At 65.4% G+C, this 16,071-nt stretch carries 20 protein-coding genes; 8 read left to right on the top strand and 12 right to left on the bottom strand.

The annotated features are described in order from the left end of the window. Window positions 1–23: 23 nt before the first annotated feature. The 3 genes from ACTIEZ_RS10555 to ACTIEZ_RS10545 are packed head-to-tail and all read left to right on the top strand — an operon-like array spanning window position 24 to window position 2,370. Window positions 24–590 carry a DUF1285 domain-containing protein gene (locus ACTIEZ_RS10555; RefSeq protein ID WP_439546637.1) on the top strand — a complete coding sequence of 189 codons (567 nt, stop codon included), beginning with the start codon at window positions 24–26 and terminating at the stop codon, window positions 588–590. Next, on the top strand, window positions 581–1,174 hold the full coding sequence (locus ACTIEZ_RS10550; protein WP_439546636.1) for a CoA pyrophosphatase: 594 nt from the start codon (window positions 581–583) through the stop codon (window positions 1,172–1,174). The genes ACTIEZ_RS10555 and ACTIEZ_RS10550 overlap by 10 nt, the downstream gene beginning before the upstream one ends. Then, window positions 1,171–2,370, top strand: a complete 1,200-nt coding sequence (locus tag ACTIEZ_RS10545) for a CCA tRNA nucleotidyltransferase (protein WP_439546635.1) — start codon at window positions 1,171–1,173, stop codon at window positions 2,368–2,370. Before ACTIEZ_RS10550 ends, ACTIEZ_RS10545 begins: the two co-directional genes overlap by 4 nt. 4 nt (window positions 2,371–2,374) lie before the next feature. Here ACTIEZ_RS10545 and ACTIEZ_RS10540 read toward each other — a convergent pair whose 3' ends face one another. The 6 genes from ACTIEZ_RS10540 to recO all read right to left on the bottom strand — a co-directional run bounded on the left by ACTIEZ_RS10540 (window position 2,375) and on the right by recO (window position 7,256). After that, window positions 2,375–2,569 carry a toxin-antitoxin system HicB family antitoxin gene (locus ACTIEZ_RS10540; RefSeq protein WP_439546634.1) on the bottom strand — a complete coding sequence of 65 codons (195 nt, stop codon included), beginning with the start codon at window positions 2,567–2,569 and terminating at the stop codon, window positions 2,375–2,377. A 4-nt stretch (window positions 2,570–2,573) separates the two neighbouring features. Continuing rightward, complete coding sequence (locus ACTIEZ_RS10535; RefSeq protein WP_439546633.1) at window positions 2,574–3,467, bottom strand: SPFH domain-containing protein; 894 nt, start codon at window positions 3,465–3,467, stop codon at window positions 2,574–2,576. 433 nt (window positions 3,468–3,900) lie between these two features. Continuing rightward, window positions 3,901–4,038 carry a hypothetical protein gene (locus ACTIEZ_RS10530; protein WP_439546632.1) on the bottom strand — a complete coding sequence of 46 codons (138 nt, stop codon included), beginning with the start codon at window positions 4,036–4,038 and terminating at the stop codon, window positions 3,901–3,903. A 4-nt stretch (window positions 4,039–4,042) separates the two neighbouring features. Continuing rightward, entirely contained in the window at window positions 4,043–4,186 is a 144-nt protein-coding gene (locus tag ACTIEZ_RS10525) for a hypothetical protein (protein ID WP_439546631.1), read from the bottom strand. Between the two features lie 39 nt (window positions 4,187–4,225). Further along, a complete protein-coding gene (parC, locus tag ACTIEZ_RS10520; RefSeq protein ID WP_439546630.1) occupies window positions 4,226–6,487 on the bottom strand; it encodes a DNA topoisomerase IV subunit A in 2,262 nt (753 codons plus the stop codon). A gap of 40 nt (window positions 6,488–6,527) precedes the next feature. Continuing rightward, window positions 6,528–7,256, bottom strand: a complete 729-nt coding sequence (recO, locus tag ACTIEZ_RS10515) for a DNA repair protein RecO (RefSeq protein WP_439546629.1) — start codon at window positions 7,254–7,256, stop codon at window positions 6,528–6,530. Window positions 7,257–7,467: 211 nt separating this feature from the next. Between recO and ACTIEZ_RS10510 the strand changes: the two genes are divergently transcribed. Further along, window positions 7,468–8,145, top strand: coding sequence for a cistern family PEP-CTERM protein (locus tag ACTIEZ_RS10510; protein ID WP_439546628.1), 678 nt, complete (start codon window positions 7,468–7,470; stop codon window positions 8,143–8,145). On the opposite strand, the gene era is transcribed toward ACTIEZ_RS10510, so the two are convergent. Together era and rnc are read right to left on the bottom strand one after the other, a co-directional pair. Further along, window positions 8,142–9,038, bottom strand: coding sequence for a GTPase Era (gene era / locus ACTIEZ_RS10505; protein WP_439546627.1), 897 nt, complete (start codon window positions 9,036–9,038; stop codon window positions 8,142–8,144). The two genes, ACTIEZ_RS10510 and era, sit on opposite strands and share 4 nt — an antisense overlap. Then, window positions 9,035–9,760 (bottom strand): ribonuclease III, encoded by a 726-nt coding sequence (rnc, locus tag ACTIEZ_RS10500; RefSeq protein ID WP_439546626.1) that lies wholly within the window; start codon window positions 9,758–9,760, stop codon window positions 9,035–9,037. The genes era and rnc overlap by 4 nt, the downstream gene beginning before the upstream one ends. 75 nt (window positions 9,761–9,835) lie before the next feature. Here rnc and pgi point away from each other — a divergent pair, with 75 nt between their 5' ends. Then, window positions 9,836–11,392 carry a glucose-6-phosphate isomerase gene (pgi, locus tag ACTIEZ_RS10495; RefSeq protein ID WP_439546625.1) on the top strand — a complete coding sequence of 519 codons (1,557 nt, stop codon included), beginning with the start codon at window positions 9,836–9,838 and terminating at the stop codon, window positions 11,390–11,392. Between the two features lie 14 nt (window positions 11,393–11,406). Here pgi and ACTIEZ_RS10490 read toward each other — a convergent pair whose 3' ends face one another. From ACTIEZ_RS10490 to ACTIEZ_RS10475, 4 genes are all read right to left on the bottom strand, one after another. Continuing rightward, window positions 11,407–11,709 (bottom strand): HigA family addiction module antitoxin, encoded by a 303-nt coding sequence (locus tag ACTIEZ_RS10490; RefSeq protein ID WP_439546624.1) that lies wholly within the window; start codon window positions 11,707–11,709, stop codon window positions 11,407–11,409. Continuing rightward, entirely contained in the window at window positions 11,709–11,990 is a 282-nt protein-coding gene (locus ACTIEZ_RS10485) for a type II toxin-antitoxin system RelE/ParE family toxin (protein ID WP_439546623.1), read from the bottom strand. The genes ACTIEZ_RS10490 and ACTIEZ_RS10485 overlap by 1 nt, the downstream gene beginning before the upstream one ends. A 55-nt stretch (window positions 11,991–12,045) precedes the next feature. Next, a complete protein-coding gene (locus ACTIEZ_RS10480) occupies window positions 12,046–12,777 on the bottom strand; it encodes an arginyltransferase (RefSeq protein WP_439546622.1) in 732 nt (243 codons plus the stop codon). 105 nt (window positions 12,778–12,882) lie between these two features. After that, complete coding sequence (locus ACTIEZ_RS10475; RefSeq protein WP_439546621.1) at window positions 12,883–14,127, bottom strand: threonine ammonia-lyase; 1,245 nt, start codon at window positions 14,125–14,127, stop codon at window positions 12,883–12,885. Between the two features lie 118 nt (window positions 14,128–14,245). Between ACTIEZ_RS10475 and ACTIEZ_RS10470 the strand changes: the two genes are divergently transcribed. From ACTIEZ_RS10470 to ACTIEZ_RS10460, 3 genes are read left to right on the top strand one after another with little or no spacing between them, the layout of a single operon-like run. Further along, on the top strand, window positions 14,246–14,644 hold the full coding sequence (locus ACTIEZ_RS10470) for an acyl-CoA thioesterase (protein ID WP_439546620.1): 399 nt from the start codon (window positions 14,246–14,248) through the stop codon (window positions 14,642–14,644). A gap of 36 nt (window positions 14,645–14,680) precedes the next feature. Next, window positions 14,681–15,550 carry an NAD(P)-dependent oxidoreductase gene (locus tag ACTIEZ_RS10465; protein ID WP_439546619.1) on the top strand — a complete coding sequence of 290 codons (870 nt, stop codon included), beginning with the start codon at window positions 14,681–14,683 and terminating at the stop codon, window positions 15,548–15,550. Next, entirely contained in the window at window positions 15,547–16,071 is a 525-nt protein-coding gene (locus ACTIEZ_RS10460) for a GNAT family N-acetyltransferase (RefSeq protein WP_439546618.1), read from the top strand. The genes ACTIEZ_RS10465 and ACTIEZ_RS10460 overlap by 4 nt, the downstream gene beginning before the upstream one ends.

Genomic DNA, 16,071 nt, shown 5'->3' with positions numbered 1-16,071 from the left:
GGCGTTTGCCCAATGAAGGCGGCGTGACCACCGAATCGCCTGCAACCCGCTTTGCCGACCTGCTGGCCCTGGCCGGCAGTGGCAAACGCCTGCCCGTGGAACAATGGCATCCGCGCCATTGCGGCCACAGCAGCATGCGCATCGCCGCCGATGGCACCTGGTTTCACGAAGGCACGCCGATCGGCCGGCCAGAATTGGTGAAGCTGTTTGCCTCGATTCTGCGCCGCGAGGCCGACGGGAGCCATGTGCTGGTGACCCCGGCCGAAAAGCTCGACATCGATGTGGATGACGCGCCGTTCCTGGCGGTCGATGCCGACAGCATGGGTGAAGGGCAGGGGCGGCAATTGCTGTTTCGGCTCAATACCGGCGAAGTGATCGCCTGCGGCCCTGATCATGCGCTGGATGTGCGCGTGAACGGCGATGGCACGCCGCGGCCCTATCTGCATGTGCGCGGTGGCCTGCAGGCGTTGGTCAACCGCGCCACCTTTTATCGGCTGGCTGATCTGGCCCTGGCCGAAGGTGGCGTGCCGGCGGGCCTGTGGAGCAACGGCGCCTTTTTCCCGTTCATGCCGCCAGACCCATGCCGCTAGATCGGGTGCGCAGCCTGCTGGCCCGGCCGTTCACGCCGCAGCCGCATGGCGATTGGGATCTGATGCACAGCCCGCCGCCGCCAACCGATGGCCTGATGCCGGCCGCCGTGCTGATGGCGATCAGTGAAGAGGCCGACCCGCAATTGCTGCTGACCCGGCGCACCATGCATCTGAAGCGCCACGCCGGCCAGGTGGCGTTTCCGGGCGGGCGGCTGGATGCCGGTGATGCCTCCCTGATCGCGGCGGCCTTGCGTGAAGCGCATGAGGAGGTGGCGCTGCCGCCCAACCTGGTCAACATCTTGGGAACGCTGGATCCCTATCGCACCGGCACCGGTTTTCTGGTCACGCCGGTGGTCGGCGTGGTCCCGCCCGGTCTGGTGTTGCGCGCGCATCCCGATGAGGTTGATGAAGTCTTTCATGTGCCCTTGGCGCACGCGCTCGACCCCAGCAATCATGTGCGCCAGAGCGGGCAGTGGCAGGGCGAGACACGGCATTACTGGACGATCCAGCACGACCGCCACGTGATCTGGGGCGCGACCGCCGGCATGATCGTGGCGCTGTCGCGGCGGCTGGAGGGGCTGTGAGCGGCGATTTGCCGACACGGCTGCCAGCGCAGCCGTGGACCCAGACGGCTGCCGGCGTGGCGTTGCTGGCCGCGCTGGACGCCGGCGACGGCACCACACGGCTGGTCGGCGGCGCGGTGCGTGATGCGTTGCTGGGATTGCCGTGCAACGATATCGATCTGGCGACACGCTTGACGCCCGATGCGGTGATGCGCCGGGTGAAGGCGGCGGGGTTGAAGGCCGTGCCGACCGGCATCGCCCACGGCACGGTGACCGTGGTGAGAGAGGGCCTGGTTGCCGAAGTGACCACGCTGCGCCGCGATGTGCAAGGCTTTGGCCGCCATGCGCAGATCGCCTTCACCGATGATTGGCACGAAGACGCCGCGCGGCGTGATTTCACCATCAACGCGCTCTATGCCGGCTTGCCCGGCGGCGAACTGCACGATCACACCGGCGGGCTGGCCGATCTGGCGGCGCGGCGGGTGCGGTTCATCGGCGATCCGTTGCAGCGCATTGCCGAGGATCATTTGCGCATCCTGCGCTTTTTCCGCTTTTCGGCGCGGTTTGCCGCAGTGATCGATGCTGATGGACTGAGTGCCTGCACGGTGCGCGCCAATGATCTGATGGCGCTGAGCCGCGAACGCATCGCCATGGAGTTGCGGCTGTTGCTGGCGTTGGCCGATCCATTGCCGATCCTGACCGTGATGCTGGCGGCCGGCATTTTCCGCCCGGTATTGCCGGAATTGTCCGCCGCGCGTTTGCCGGTGCTGGCCACCACCATCGCTGCCGAAGCCGCGGCCGGCGTGGCCGCGGCGTGGGAACGGCGGCTGGCGGCGCTGTTGCCGGCCGGGGATGTGCGGATGGCCGCCGATGTTGCAGCACGGTTGAAATTGTCCAACCCGCAACGCGCGCGCGTCACCGCCGCCGTCCAGCCGCCGGCCAGCGCTGTGCCCCAGGCGTCGGCCTATAGCGACGGTGCCGAGGCTGTGGTCGACCGGTTGCTGATCGCCGGTGATGCCGCCGCTGCACAGCCGCTGATCGGCTGGCAACGCCCGCGCCTGCCGGCATCCGGCAAGGATATCATCGCCCGCGGGGTGGCGCCGGGGCCGGAGGTGGCCAAGCGGCTTGGTGTGTTCGAACGCGCCTGGGTGGCGGCGGGTTTCCCGAACGATGCCGATGCGATTGCCGCGATGCTGGACGCTGCCGCCAACCAATAACGATCTATTCTTCGGCCGGGGGCCGCCCTCGCTTCGGTGCCGGCGTGATGGCCACTTTCACGCCCCGCCGGGCCAGCGCCTCACGGAGCAGCACCTCGATCTGGCCGTTCAGGCTGCGCAGGTCGCCAGCAGCAGCACGTTCGAGAGCAGCGTACAGCGCCGGGTCCAGCCGCAGCGCAAAGGCCTTTCGTGCCGTCACGACGTCACTGATAAAGGCCGCCGGCGTTGACGACCGGTTGCGTCTCGCGCTCCCCGCACAGCACGACCAGCAGGTTGGAAACCATGGCGGCCTTGCGCTCTTCGTCCAGCTCGACGACCTGGCGTTCGTTCAATTGGGCCAGCGCCATTTCGACCATGCCGACCGCGCCGGCCACCAATGTTTCACGGGCTGCAACCACAGCCGCGGCCTGCTGGCGGCGCAGCATCGCGCCGGCAATTTCCGGCGCATAGGCAAGATGGGTGAAGCCGCATTCATCGACCGTGATGCCGGCAACGCTCAGCCGATTGATCAGCTCGGTGCGCAGCTCGCCCGACACACGTTCATGGTCGCCGCGCAGCGTGACCTCCTTGTGCTCGAAATCATCATAGGGATAGCGCGCGCCGATGGTGCGCACCGCCACCTCGACCTGCGCGGTGACGAAACCGCGATAATCATCGACATCGAACAGCGCCTGCGCCGAATCGGTGACGCGCCACACCAGTTGCGCGGCGATCTCGATCGGGTTGCCGCGCTGGTCATTCACCTTGATCTGCTGTGAAATCAGGTTGTTGGCGCGCAGGGAAATCTTTTTCTTGCCCATCCATGGCCAGGTCCAGCGCAGGCCGTTGATGCGATCGCTGCCCTGATAATCGCCAAACAGGGTGATGGCGGCGGCTTCGTTGGGCTGCAGGCTATAGAAACCGGTCAGCAGGAACACCAGCAGCACCGTCAGACCGACACCGGTCAGCGACAGCGTGGGGCTGTCGTCGCGCAGGCCGCCGATCAACGCCGACGCAGCGGCCAACAACAGCATCAGCGCGACCAGCAGCATCAGCAAGCCGTTGGCGCCCGCACCGGCCCGTTCGCGGCTGGGTTGGCGCAGTGGTTCCGGTGTCATCACGATTCCCCCGTAAATACGATATCATATTTATATCGCAGATTTGGCCGTACGCAAGCAGGATCGTTGATCCAGCTTCAGTCCTTGCGTGGCCGTTTGCGGGCTGGCGGTTCATCGGCCCAGGGCTCGATCATCGGATCAAGCCAGGGATCGATGGCCGCGTCGGGTGGCGCCTGTCGCGGCGGCCGGTCGGGGGTTGCAGACGGCTTCTGTCGGCCCAGTCGGGCCAATCCCAGCAAGCCGAGCACAACGCCCAGCACCAGGCAGAACAGGATCAGCGCCAGCCTCCGCCGTTGCTGCCGGAGCCGCTATCTGTTTCCCAGTTATCCGGTCGGGCTTGCGGCGGCGTGTGGGGCTTTGGAAGCAAGGCTTGCGCGAGAATGGTGACCATCAGCGCAAGACCGATGAGCAACCAGACGTCCACGGCCGGGCCTCAGACCTTCGGCTCGTCGGGCGGTGGTGGCGTGGCGGCCTTGTCCAACTGGGCAAAATTGTCGTTCTTGCGCGTGTCGGTCAGCATGATGAACACGGCGACGCCAAGCGACAGCAAGACAAGGGCAATCACGACCATGGCGTCATTCCTGCGGGGGCGGCGTGTTGCTGTCTTCGCGGCGGTGGTTCCGCCGTTTGAACACGTTCGAGGGATCCTTGCTGAACAGATAGCCGAACCACATGAACATGGCGACGTTGAGCACGCCGATGAGGATGATACCGATCATGGCTGTTCCTTACCCCTCGCGGCGCCGGCTGGCGAGGCTTCAGGTGGTGAACTTGTTGTCGCGCGGGAAGCCGGTGGGCGGCAGCCGCCCGGCGCTGGCGCGCGCGCCCTTCCAGAAGCTCAAGTCCGCTTCGGTGCGGGTGCGCCCGGAGGCACCGCCCATCGGCCAGCTCAACCCCTCGGCCATCACGAATGTCCGCACATCGGCCAGCCCGCCATCCTTGTATTTCTGCAGCGCGACGCCTTGGCCCTGGCGCAGCTGCGGCAGTTCCTCCAACGGGAATACCAGCAGCTTGCGATTCTCGCCGATCACCGCCACCGCATCATCTTGGCGGCCGATCCAGCGCACCACCTGCAGCACGGCGCCGGCGCGGGGTGACATCACCTGGCGGCCCTTGCGGGTTTCGGCCAGCACCTCATTGGCTTCGATCTGGAAGCCGCGGCCATCGCTGGCGGCCAGCAGCAGGCGCTGATCGGGCACATGGGTGAACAAGGCCAGGATGCTGGCGCCTTCGGCCAGATCGATCATCAGCCGCACCGGCTCGCCAAAACCGCGCCCGCCGGGCAGGCGATCGGGCGCCAGCGTATAGAAACGCCCGTCGCTGGTCGCCAGGATCAGCCGATCCGTGGTGTGGGCGTGAAAGGCAAAGGCCGGGCCGTCGCCTTCCTTGAACTTGATCGCTTCGGCACTTGCCAGATCGAGATGGCCCTTCATTGCGCGCAGCCAGCCCATCGCCGAACAGATGATGGTCAGCGGCTCCTTGTCGATCATCGCCTCGATGGGCACATGCCTGACCTGCGGCGCTTCGCCGATGGTGGTGCGGCGCCGGCCGAGCAGGGTGGTGGGTCCATAGGCGGTGCGCAGCGCCCTGAGGTCGGCATCCAGCCGCGCCGTTTGCGCAGCCGGGCTATCGATCAGCGCACGCAGTTCGCTGGCTTCGGCGGTCAACGCCTGGTTTTCGCGCGTGATCTCGATCTCTTCCAGCTTGCGCAAACTGCGCAGCCGCATGTTGAGAATGGCTTCGGCCTGCACGTGCGTCAGTTCGAACGTCGCCATCAATTCGGCGCGCGCGTCGTCGGCTTCGCGGATGATGCGGATCACTTCATCCAGATTGAGATAGGCCTTCAGCAGGCCGCCGAGCACTTCCAGCCGCGCATCGATGCGGCCCAGCCGATAGCGCGACCGCGCCAGCAGCACCTCGCGCTGGTGCACCAGCCATTTTTCCAGCACGGCGCGCAAGCCCAGCACGCCCGGCTTGCCATGATCCAGCACGTTCATGTTCAGCGGTACGCGCACTTCGAGGTCGGTGAGCTTGAACAACGTGTCCATCAGCACATCGGCATCGACATTGCGCGATCGCGGCGTCAGCACGATGCGCAACTGCTCGTCGCTTTCATCGGCGACATCGGCCAGGATCGGCAGCTTCTTCTCGGTGATCAGCTCGGCAAGCTGCTCGATCAACTTGCCTTTCAGCACCTGGTAGGGGATTTCGCTGACCACGATGGTCCAGGTGCCGCGGCCCTGATCCTCGATGGCCCAGCGCGCGCGCAAGCGGAAACTGCCGCGCCCGGTGCGATAGGATTCGGCAATGCTGGCCGCCGGCTCCACCAGCACGCCGCCGGTGGGGAAATCCGGGCCGGTGACGAATTGCATCAGGTCCGCTTCGGCCGTGTCGGGCGCCTGCAGCAGCGCCAGCGCCGCATCGATCACTTCGGGCGGATTGTGCGGCGGGATGCTGGTCGCCATGCCGACCGCGATGCCGGCCGCGCCGTTGATCAGCAGGTTGGGGAACAGGCCGGGGAACAATTCCGGCTCTTCCTCCTCGCCATTATAGGTCGCGCGGAACGGCACCGCCTCTTCGTCCAGCCCGTCCATCAGGCGCACGGCGGCGTCGGTCAGCCGCGCCTCCGTATAACGCATGGCCGCGGCGTTATCGCCGTCGATATTGCCGAAATTGCCCTGGCCATCGACCAGCGGTACGCGCAGCGCGAAATCCTGCGCCAGCCGCACCATCGCATCATAAACCGATGCATCGCCGTGCGGGTGATATTTGCCGATGACATCGCCGACCACGCGGGCGCATTTCTTGTAACCCTGATCGGGATTCAGCCGCAGCAGCCGCATCGCCCACAACAGGCGCCGGTGCACGGGTTTCAGCCCATCGCGCAGATCGGGCAGCGATCGCGCGGTGATCGTGGACAGGGCATAGACCAGATAACGATCACCAAGCGCGACATCGAACTGGGTGTTGAGGATGCCGGGTTCAGCGGGATAGTCAGTTTCGGGGGGCAGAGAGGCCATGGCCCTGCGTTAGCCCCCGGCCGTCGGCACCGCAAGCGGGTCAGCCGATCAGCAGCCCCGCCAGCCGCTGCCGCGCCGCCTGCAGCCGCACCTGCGCCGGGTGGCTGGCGAGCAGTTCACGCGACAGGAAATGACCGGAGAGTTTCAGGCCATCGGCCAGTTGATCGGGCGTGGCCACGCCGCCATCGCGCAGGAACAGAGGCAAGGGCAGCAAGCGTGCAGCCCAGGGTTCGCCGGCAGCACGACTGACTGCCTGACGCGATTTCGGCGATACAAAGGCCAGATCTTCGGTGCTGCCGGTGGCGGCACAGCTTGACAGATCAAGCCCCAACCCCAGCCCGGCCAGCAACGCCAGCTCCAACCGCACCAGCGCCGCGCCGCTGGCCAGCGCATCGGCCCCGGCCCCGGCGGCGGCAAACAGCGCAGCAAACAGCGGATACAGGCCGGGCTGGGCTTCGCCTTCGGGCAGCGTGGACGCCGCCAGCAACGCCACATAATCAACCAGCGCCAGCGCCGCCGCGCCGTGCATCATCGCCATGTTGGTGCTGAGTGGATATACGCTGGCAAAGGCCAGTTGCCCTGGCGCGCGGGCGGTGATGTCCAGCGCCACCTGGTTGCCCAGCGCCAGCACGCCGCGCAGCCGCCGCCCGCGCCCGCCGCGCACATAGGCCGCCACAAGCCCTTGATCAGCCGACAGGAACCGCCCGACCGCGCCATGTTCGCCGTGGGCGGCCAGCGCGATGACGATGGCAGGTTCAATGCGGTCCATATGTGCCGGAATAGCCTATTGGCCAAAAAATCTAAGGTTCATAAAGGTTAACGGTCGATTTAGCTTGCGGTAATTACCCGAGTCAGGCAAGTGGATAGTTACAGTAAACGGGGTGTTAATCGTCATGGGCAGGGGTCTGCTTTTCATCGTTGGGTTTGGTGCAGCTACACTGCTTGCCATAGCCCCGGTGCGCGCCACGATCACCATCCCCATGAATGCCGTGACCTTGGATGCCAGCCTGGCTGGCCAGCCAGCTACCCAGTTCACGCGTGATTACAACGGCTACATCGAAGGCAATGAGATTGCTGCCCTCGGCGGCAGCATCTTGTTTGTCTTGAACAGTGTCACCAACAACAACCGGACCTGGAATTTCACGGCGACCGTGACGAACACATCGATCGCCCCGCTGACCAGTACGCGAATCAGCGGCTTCGGCTTCAGCACTGATGGCACCATTGCCAACAACGGGGTTGGCACCAGCGCCGGCATGTTCGACAATGGCGTGTTCAACAATGGCGGCGGCCTGAACGTCCCGCAACTCACCCCGAACACCCAGGTTTGCTTCACCGCAGGCAACAACTGCGCGGGCGGCGGCGGCGGCGGCCTCAACATGGGCAATCCCAATAATTTCCCGACGACCAGCCAGGCCTTTTCGCTGACCTTCACCCAGTCGAAAGCGCAATTGGTGCTCAGCCGGTTTGTCATTCGTTATCAGTCGATCGATGGCGGCGGTTTCAAAGGCGACTCTGCCACGGGTATCGGATCCATTCCGGATGGCATCGACCCCGGTGGCGATCCGATTCCCGAGCCCGCATCGTGGGCCATGCTGATCGCCGGTTTCGGCTTGGTCGGCGCCAGCCTGCGTCGCCGCCGTTTGGTTGCCGCTTAATCGACGAAATCCAGCCCGACCGAGTTGTACAGGCTGCGATCATCGCCCCAATCGGGGCGCACCTTCACGTGCAGGAACAGATGCACCGGCTTGCCGGTCAGCTCGCTGATCGCCGCCCGTGATGTGGCGCCGATCTCCTTGATGCGCGCGCCGCCCTTGCCCAGCACGATGGCTTTCTGGCTGTCCCGCTCCACCACGATCTGCTGGTGGATGGCGATGCTGCCGTCGCGGCGCTCTTCCCATTTTTCGGTCTCGATGGTGGCGGCATAGGGCAGTTCGGCATGCAATTGCTGGTATAATTGCTCGCGCGTCAACTCGCTGGCCATCAGGCGGGTGGTGGCATCACTCAACTGGTCTTCAGGATAATGCCACGGCCCCGGCGGCAGGCGCCCGGCCAGCGCGGTTTTCAGCTCCGGCACACCATCGCCCGTGCTCGCCGACACGAAGAAAATCTCGTCGAACGGCAGCAGCGCATTGGCCGCCTGTGCCAGCACCAGCAGCTTTTCCTTCACGCTGATGTCGACCTTGTTGATCACCAGATATTTCGGCTCGCGCCGCTTGGCCAGCGCCGCGATGATGTCCGGCACTTCGCCGCGCAGGCCGGTCTTGGCATCGACCACCAGCGCAATCACATCGGCGTCGGCAGCGCCATCCCAGGCCGCCTTCACCATCGCGCGATCGAGGCGCCGGCGCGGCTGGAAAATGCCCGGCGTGTCGATCAGCAGCAACTGCACCGTGCCATCGACGGCAATGCCCATCAGCCGCTGGCGCGTCGTCTGCACCTTGGCCGACACGATGGCGACCTTCTGGCCGACCATGGCGTTGACCAGCGTGGATTTGCCGGCGTTGGGGGCACCAACCACCGCGACCGTGCCGCAATTTGTTTCCGTCATGATTCCAGTCTCGCAAGCAAAGCAGTGGCGGCGGCCTTTTCGGCCTCCTGGCGGGAACGGCCGCTGCCGGTGGTGGCGGGGAGCCCACGCACTGTGGCTTCAACGGTGAACATCGGCGCATGATCCGGCCCATCGCGGCTGATCACCAGATATTCCGGCATGCCCAGCCGGCGCTTGAGCGCCCATTGCTGCAGGCTGCTCTTGGGATCGTTCAGGAACGGTTGATCCGCCGCCATCAGCGGCCCCCAATGGCGCGTGACCAGCGCTTGCGCGGCCGTCCAGCCGCCGTCGATGAACACCGCGGCCACAATGGCCTCGGCCACGTCGCCCAGCACATTATCGTTGTCGGCCAGGCCCTTGCCGCGGCTGACCGGCTCCATGGCGATCAATGGCCCGGCATTCCAGCCGCGCGCGACCCGGGCATTGGCCGGACCTTCCACCATGGCGTGCAGGCGCGCCGTCAGCCGGCCTTCGGGTTCGTCGTGCCGGCCATAAAGCAGGCTGGCGACCACGCAGCCCAGCACCCGGTCGCCCAGAAATTCCAGCCGTTGATAGCTGCCAGCGGTCGCCCGGCTGGCGCTGCCGTGGGTGAGGGCGCGATCGAGCAGCGCCAGATCGGCAAATGCATGGCCCAGCACCTCGCGCGCCCAGGTGTCCAGCCGCGCGTGGCGGGTGGCCAGCGCGGCCGCCACATCGATACCGGAGATGGTTTTGCGGGCCATGAGCGATTTTCCGTGACGCCAAGGCGCGGTGCGGTCAACCCTGACCTGTCATCAGCTTGCAACCTCCATGGGCTTTTGGGGCTGGACTTCGCTGCCAACCCGAGGGAACACAGGGCCATGTCCAAGCTTGCCGATCTGTGCGCAGCCGCCCGCCCGGTGGATATACTTCAGTTGTTCGCGGCCGAGCCGGACCGATTGTCCCGCCTCAGTCTCGACGTTGCCGGCATTCACGCCGATCTGTCGCGGCTCGCGCTGCCGCTGCCGATGCTGGATCGGCTGCTTGACGTGGCGGTGGCGGCCGATCTGGTCGGCTGGCGCGAACGGCTGGTGGCTGGCGCGATCGTGAATCCCTCCGAAGCCAGGCCGGCGACCCATCTGGCCGAGCGCGGCAGCGGCCGACCCGAAGATGTGTCCGCAGCAGCGGCAGGGGCCGATCAGGTGGCAGCGCTGGCCCGGGCCATGCGCGCCAGTGATGTGGCGGATGTGATTCACATCGGCATCGGCGGCTCATCGCTCGGCCCGGCGCTGCTGCTCGATGCGCTGGGCCGCGATGGTGATGGCCCCAATGTGCATGTGGTCAGCAATATCGATGGCGAAGCCTTGGCCCGCACGCTGGCTGCCTGTGATCCGGCGCGCACGCGGCTGGTGGTCGTCTCCAAAACCTTCACGACCGCCGAAACCATGACCAATGCCGATACCGCGCTGGCCTGGTGGGCAGCGGCGGGCGTGCTGGATGCGCGCAGCCAGACCATCGCCATCACCGCGCGGCCGGATCGCGCGGAGGCCTGGGGCGCCGGCACCGTGCTGCCGTTCGCGGAGAGCGTCGGCGGGCGCTATTCGCTATGGTCGGCCGTCGGTTTGCCGCTGGCGATCCGTTGCGGTCCCGATGCCCTGGCCGAATTGCGCGCCGGGGCCGCCGTGATGGACGCACATTTTTGCCAGGCGCCGTTTGCCGCCAATCTGCCCGTGCTGGCGGGTCTGGCGGATGTATGGGCGGCGCATGTGCAGGGCCAGCCGACGCGCGGGGTGTTCTGCTATGATGATCGGCTGCGCCTGTTGCCCAGCTATCTGCAGCAGCTCGAGATGGAATCGAACGGCAAATCCGTGACCCGCGCCGGCGAACCCGTTCCCGGCCCGACCGCGCCGATTACCTGGGGCGGTACCGGCACCGATGCCCAGCATGCGGTGTTTCAATTGCTGCACCAGGGCACGGTGATTGGCCCCGTCGAATTCGTGGCGGTGCGCGAACCCGGCCACAAGCTGCCCGCCACCCATCACCAGCAATTGCTGGCCAATTGTTTCGCCCAAGGTGCCGCGCTGTTGAAAGGCCGCAGCTTCGATGCGGCGCTGGCCCTTTCCGGCAATGACCCGGCGCTGGCGCGGGCAAAGACATTCAGCGGCAACCGGCCGTCGTCCACGCTGCTGCTCGATCGGCTTGATCCCCATACGCTGGGTGCGCTGATCGCCTTGTACGAACACCGCGTTTTCGTGGTGGCCGTGCTGCTCGGCATCAATCCGTTCGATCAATGGGGCGTGGAACTGGGCAAGGAAATGGCCAACGCCATGCTCGCCGGCGATGATCTGGGCTTTGATCCGTCCACCGCCGATCTGCTGGCGCGGGCGGGCATCTGAAACCCCTCTCGCGATCAGGCTGCTTTTGCCAGGGCGGCAACCTTGATCTCGCTTTCACGGCCACGCACCTGCGCCAGATCATGGGCACTCTGCATCCGCAGCAACGTGTCGGCCATCACGCCGAAGGCTTTTTCGAACCGGATCGCCATATCGGCTGACACGGCTGTATGGCCGTTCAAGACATTGCTGAGATTCTGGCGTGACACGCCGAAATGCGTGGCCAGATCTTTCACATTGATGCCGTGCGGGGCCACGATCTGGCGCTTCAACCAAGGGCCCGGGTGGACATGAATCGACGGATGAATCTTGACGGCCATCAGTGATAATCCTCCAGATCAAGCTCGGCGATGCTGCTGTCATCCAGCACGGTGAACGTCATTCGCCAATTTCGCGTCACGGTCATCGCATAACGGCCCTTGCGGTCGCCGGTCAGCGCATGAAACCCGAAATTCGGCGGCGTGGCCAATTCCGCCAGCTTCGACGCGGCAGCGATGAACGCGATCATGTCGATGACCCGTTCAGGCTCGATCACGCCTTTCGCATTGCCTGTCTCCACCAACCGGCGCAACGCCTTGTGCCGGATGCTGTCGATGTCCACGTGTCAATCGATAGGCGACAGAGCCTTGTGTGTCAACCGCCAGTTGACAACAGTCTCACAAATCCCGCCAGAGCCCACCGATCAACGCCTCGATCGGACGGAATTTCGCCTTGTACGCCATGCGGTCGCAGGCTTCGATCCAGTATCCCAGATAGACATGCGGCATGCCCGCCCGCGCGGCGCGCACGACATGGTCGAGGATGATGAAATTGCCCATGCCCGGCCGCTCCGCGCTTTGCGGATCATAAAAGCTGTAGATCATCGACAGCCCGTCCGACTGCTTGTCGGTCAGGCAGCAGCCCACCAGGCGCCCCAGTTTGCCGTCCTCACCCGGCTCACGATATTCCACCACCACCGTATCGACCGGCGATTGTTCGATCATGTCGGCAAAATCATGCACGTCCATTGCCGCCATGCCGCCACCGGGGTGGCGCACCGCCAGATATTGCCGCAGCAATTGCCATTGTTCATCGGTGGCCCAGGGCTCACAGGCGTGCACTTCCAGATCGGCGTGGCGCGCCAGCAATTTGCGCTGGCTGCGGCCGGGCACGAAGCGCGCGGTGGGCACCCGCACCGACACGCAGGCCTGGCAGCCGTCGCAGCTCGGCCGGTACACGACATTCTGGCTGCGGCGGAACCCGATGCGGCCCAGCGCTTCGGCCATGGCCTGGGCGTCGTCGCCCTTCAGTTCGGCGAATACCTTGCGTTCGGTGCGCCCGGGCAAATAGGGGCAAGGTGACGGTGCCGTCACGAAAAAGCGCGGAAAGCGATAGCTCTGATCCGTCACGCCCGGCGCCTTTCGCCCTTCTGCCCCCGCCAAATTGTCGGCTGCTGCCCAGCAGCCTTAACGGTCAACCTAACGCGCAGTTGCGCGGCTGGCGAGTCGTGCAATTCAGTCTGCTTCAATCATCCGCACATCATAGCTGGCACCGCGCAGCGCCTCCATCAGCCGATCAAGATGGTCGCGGTCGCGCGTCTCGCATTCGATTTCCGCAATCAGCCCCTTGGCCGGCAGGTTGGTGAACACGCGCTGGTGATACACCTCCAGGATGTTCACCTGCTGCTGATCGAAAATGCGGGCCACTTCAAACAATTGCCCGGCGCGGTCCTTCAGGCGGATGCGCAGCCGCGCCAGCCGGCCGTGGCGGGCCAGATCGCGCAGCAACACATTGGCCAGCAGCCGCGTATCGATATTGCCGCCACACAGCACCAGACCGACGCGCTGGCCCTTGAATCGCCGCGGATGCGCCAGCAGCGCCGCCAACCCGGCGGCACCAGCGCCTTCCACCACCGTCTTCTCGATCCCGAGCAACAGCGAAACCGCCCGCTCCAGATCGCGTTCGCCAACCAGCACGATGTCATCAACCAGCGCCCGCACCACCTGTTGGGTCAGCCGGCCGGGCTGACGCACGGCAATGCCTTCGGCCAGCGTGTCGCCATCGCAGGTCGCCGTCTGTCCGCGCATCGCGGCATACATGGATGGGTAAAGTTCGGCCTGCACGCCGACCACGCTGATATCGCGCGCTTGCGCCTTGGCCACGGTCGCCATGCCGGAAATCAGCCCGCCGCCGCCGATCGGCACCACCAGCGTGTCCAGATCCGGCACGTCTTCCAGCATTTCCAGGCCAACCGTGCCCTGGCCCGCCATCACCTTGGGATCGTCAAACGGGTGGACGTAAACCAGGCCCTTCTTGGCGGCCAGTTCCAGCGCGTGAGCGCTGGCATCATCAAATTTCTCGCCGAACAACACGACATTGGCCTGGTGCCCTTCGGTCTGCTGCACCTTCACGATCGGCGTGAAGCGCGGCATCACGATGGTGGCCGGGATGCCAAGCCGGCGGGCATGATAGGCCAGGCCCTGGGCATGATTGCCGGCCGAGGCGGCGATCACACCGCGCTGGCGCTCCTCGGCGCTGAGCGAGAGCAGCCGATTGAGCGCACCGCGTTCCTTGTAGGCCGCAGTGAACTGGAGATTTTCGAACTTCAGCCACACATCGGCGCCGGTCATCTGGCTCAGCGTTTCGGACCGCAGACACGGCGTGCGGATCACCTGGCCGGCAATGGCAGCCGCGGCCGCCGTCACGTCATCAAGGCTGATCGGCAGGCTATCCTGCAGGGCGGGCGCGGTCGCGTTCATTGCCGCTGCATAGCGCCGCAGCATCGGGCGCGCCAGTGCTGCGCTGCACCGCAACGGGCTTGACCACCCGCGCCGACCATGACCATCGTGATACTCTCGCGAAACGGAGTATGATTGCATGTACCGCCATGATGTGGCCGTGAACCCTGCGGACATCGATCACATGGGCCATGTCAACAATGCCGTCTATCTGCGCTGGGTGCAGGATGCGGTCGTCGCCTATTGGCAGAACACCGCGCCGCCTGAGGCCGTTGCCAATCACCTGTGGGTCGCGCTGAATCACAACATCAGCTACCGCGCGCCGGCGTTTCTGGAAGATGACGTGGTCGCCAGCGTTGCTGCTGAAGGCGTGCAGGGCGCCCGCGCGTTTTTCACAACGATGTTCAAGCGTGGTGAGCAGGTGATTGCCGAGGTGAAAAGCACCTGGTGCTGCATCGATGTCGCCACCATGCGTCCCGCGCGACTGGCGCGCGATGTGGTGGCGTTGTTCCTGCCAGCTTCTCCAAACGCCTCCTGATTGCGCCGGCAGCGCTGCGCCGGTAAGGCCGGCGCCATGGGCTTGAAAATCGCATATCTGGGTTTGGGCGTGATGGGCGCGCCAATGGCACGCCATCTGGCGGCTGCCGGCCACAACCTCACCGTGTATAACCGCACCGCCGACAAGGCTGCTGCCTGGGTGGCGGCACACGGCGGCGCGACGGCGGCCACGCCGGCAGAAGCGGCAGCGGGCGCGGATGTGGTGATCGCCTGTGTCGGCGCCGATGCTGATCTGGAGGCGGTCACGCTGGGGCCAAACGGCGCCTTTGCCGTCATGCGGCCCGGCGCCTTGTTCATCGATCACACCACGGTGTCGGCCGATATTGCCCGCCGCCTGGCCAACGAAGGCGAAGCGCGCGGCCTGTTGGTGGTGGATGCGCCGGTTTCGGGCGGGCAGGCCGGCGCGGAAAATGGCAAGTTGACCATCATGGTCGGCGGGTCCGACACGGCTTTTGCCGCCGCCGAACCGGTGATGGCGGCCTATGCGCAGCGGGTCGGCCACATGGGCCCGCCCGGCAGCGGGCAACTGACCAAGATGGTCAACCAGCTTTGCATCGCCGGCATATTGCAGGGCCTGTCCGAGGGCCTCGCGCTCGGCCTGAAGGCCGGGCTGGACATGGACGCAGTGGTTGACGTGATTTCCAAAGGCGCCGCGCAAAGCTGGCAGATGGACAATCGCGCCCGTACCATGGTCCGCGGCCAGTTCGATTTCGGCTTCGCGGTGGACTGGATGCGCAAGGATCTCGGCCTGGCGATCGCAGAAGCCGGCCGACTCGGCGTGCCCTTGACCATGGCCACCATGGTCGATCAATTTTATGGCGACGTGCAGGCGATGGGCGGCGCCCGGCAGGATACCAGCAGTCTGGTGCGCCGGCTGATCACGTGATCCATTACCGCCCCGCGCGCTTGCCCGATGACGCCGCGCTGCTGATCGATCTCAACGCCGAGTATCTCGATTTCGTGTTTTCCGGCGTGGCGGCCCGGTTCGGAGTCACGCTGGGCGATATCTTCCCCGGCGGCGATATTCGCGCCTATCTGCCGGCGCAATTGCCGAAAACGCTGGGGCCAGGGCCGCCGGAAAGCATCTTCTACATTCTGGAACGGAGCGGCCAGCCCATCGGCATGGGCGGTATCCGGCGGGTCCGGGATGGTATCTGCGAAATGAAGCGCGTCTATGTCCGCGACGCGGCGAAAGGGCAGGGGCTGGGCCGGGTGCTGGCCGAGCGGCTGATCGGGGATGCGCGCCGCTTTGGCTATCGCACCATGGTCCTTGATACCGCCCCCACCCTCACCACGGCGATCACGCTCTATGAACGACTGGGCTTTGCGCCGATTCCGTTTTATCCGGAGGTGGAGGTGCCGGCCGTGATGCATCCCCATTGGGTGTTCATGGCCAAGGCCCTTTGA

This window comes from Sandarakinorhabdus sp., assembly GCF_051860625.1.
Taxonomy (GTDB): domain Bacteria; phylum Pseudomonadota; class Alphaproteobacteria; order Sphingomonadales; family Sphingomonadaceae; genus Sandarakinorhabdus.
The sequence above is the reverse complement of the archived record's forward strand: the minus strand, read 5'-3'. Positions and strand labels throughout refer to the sequence as shown.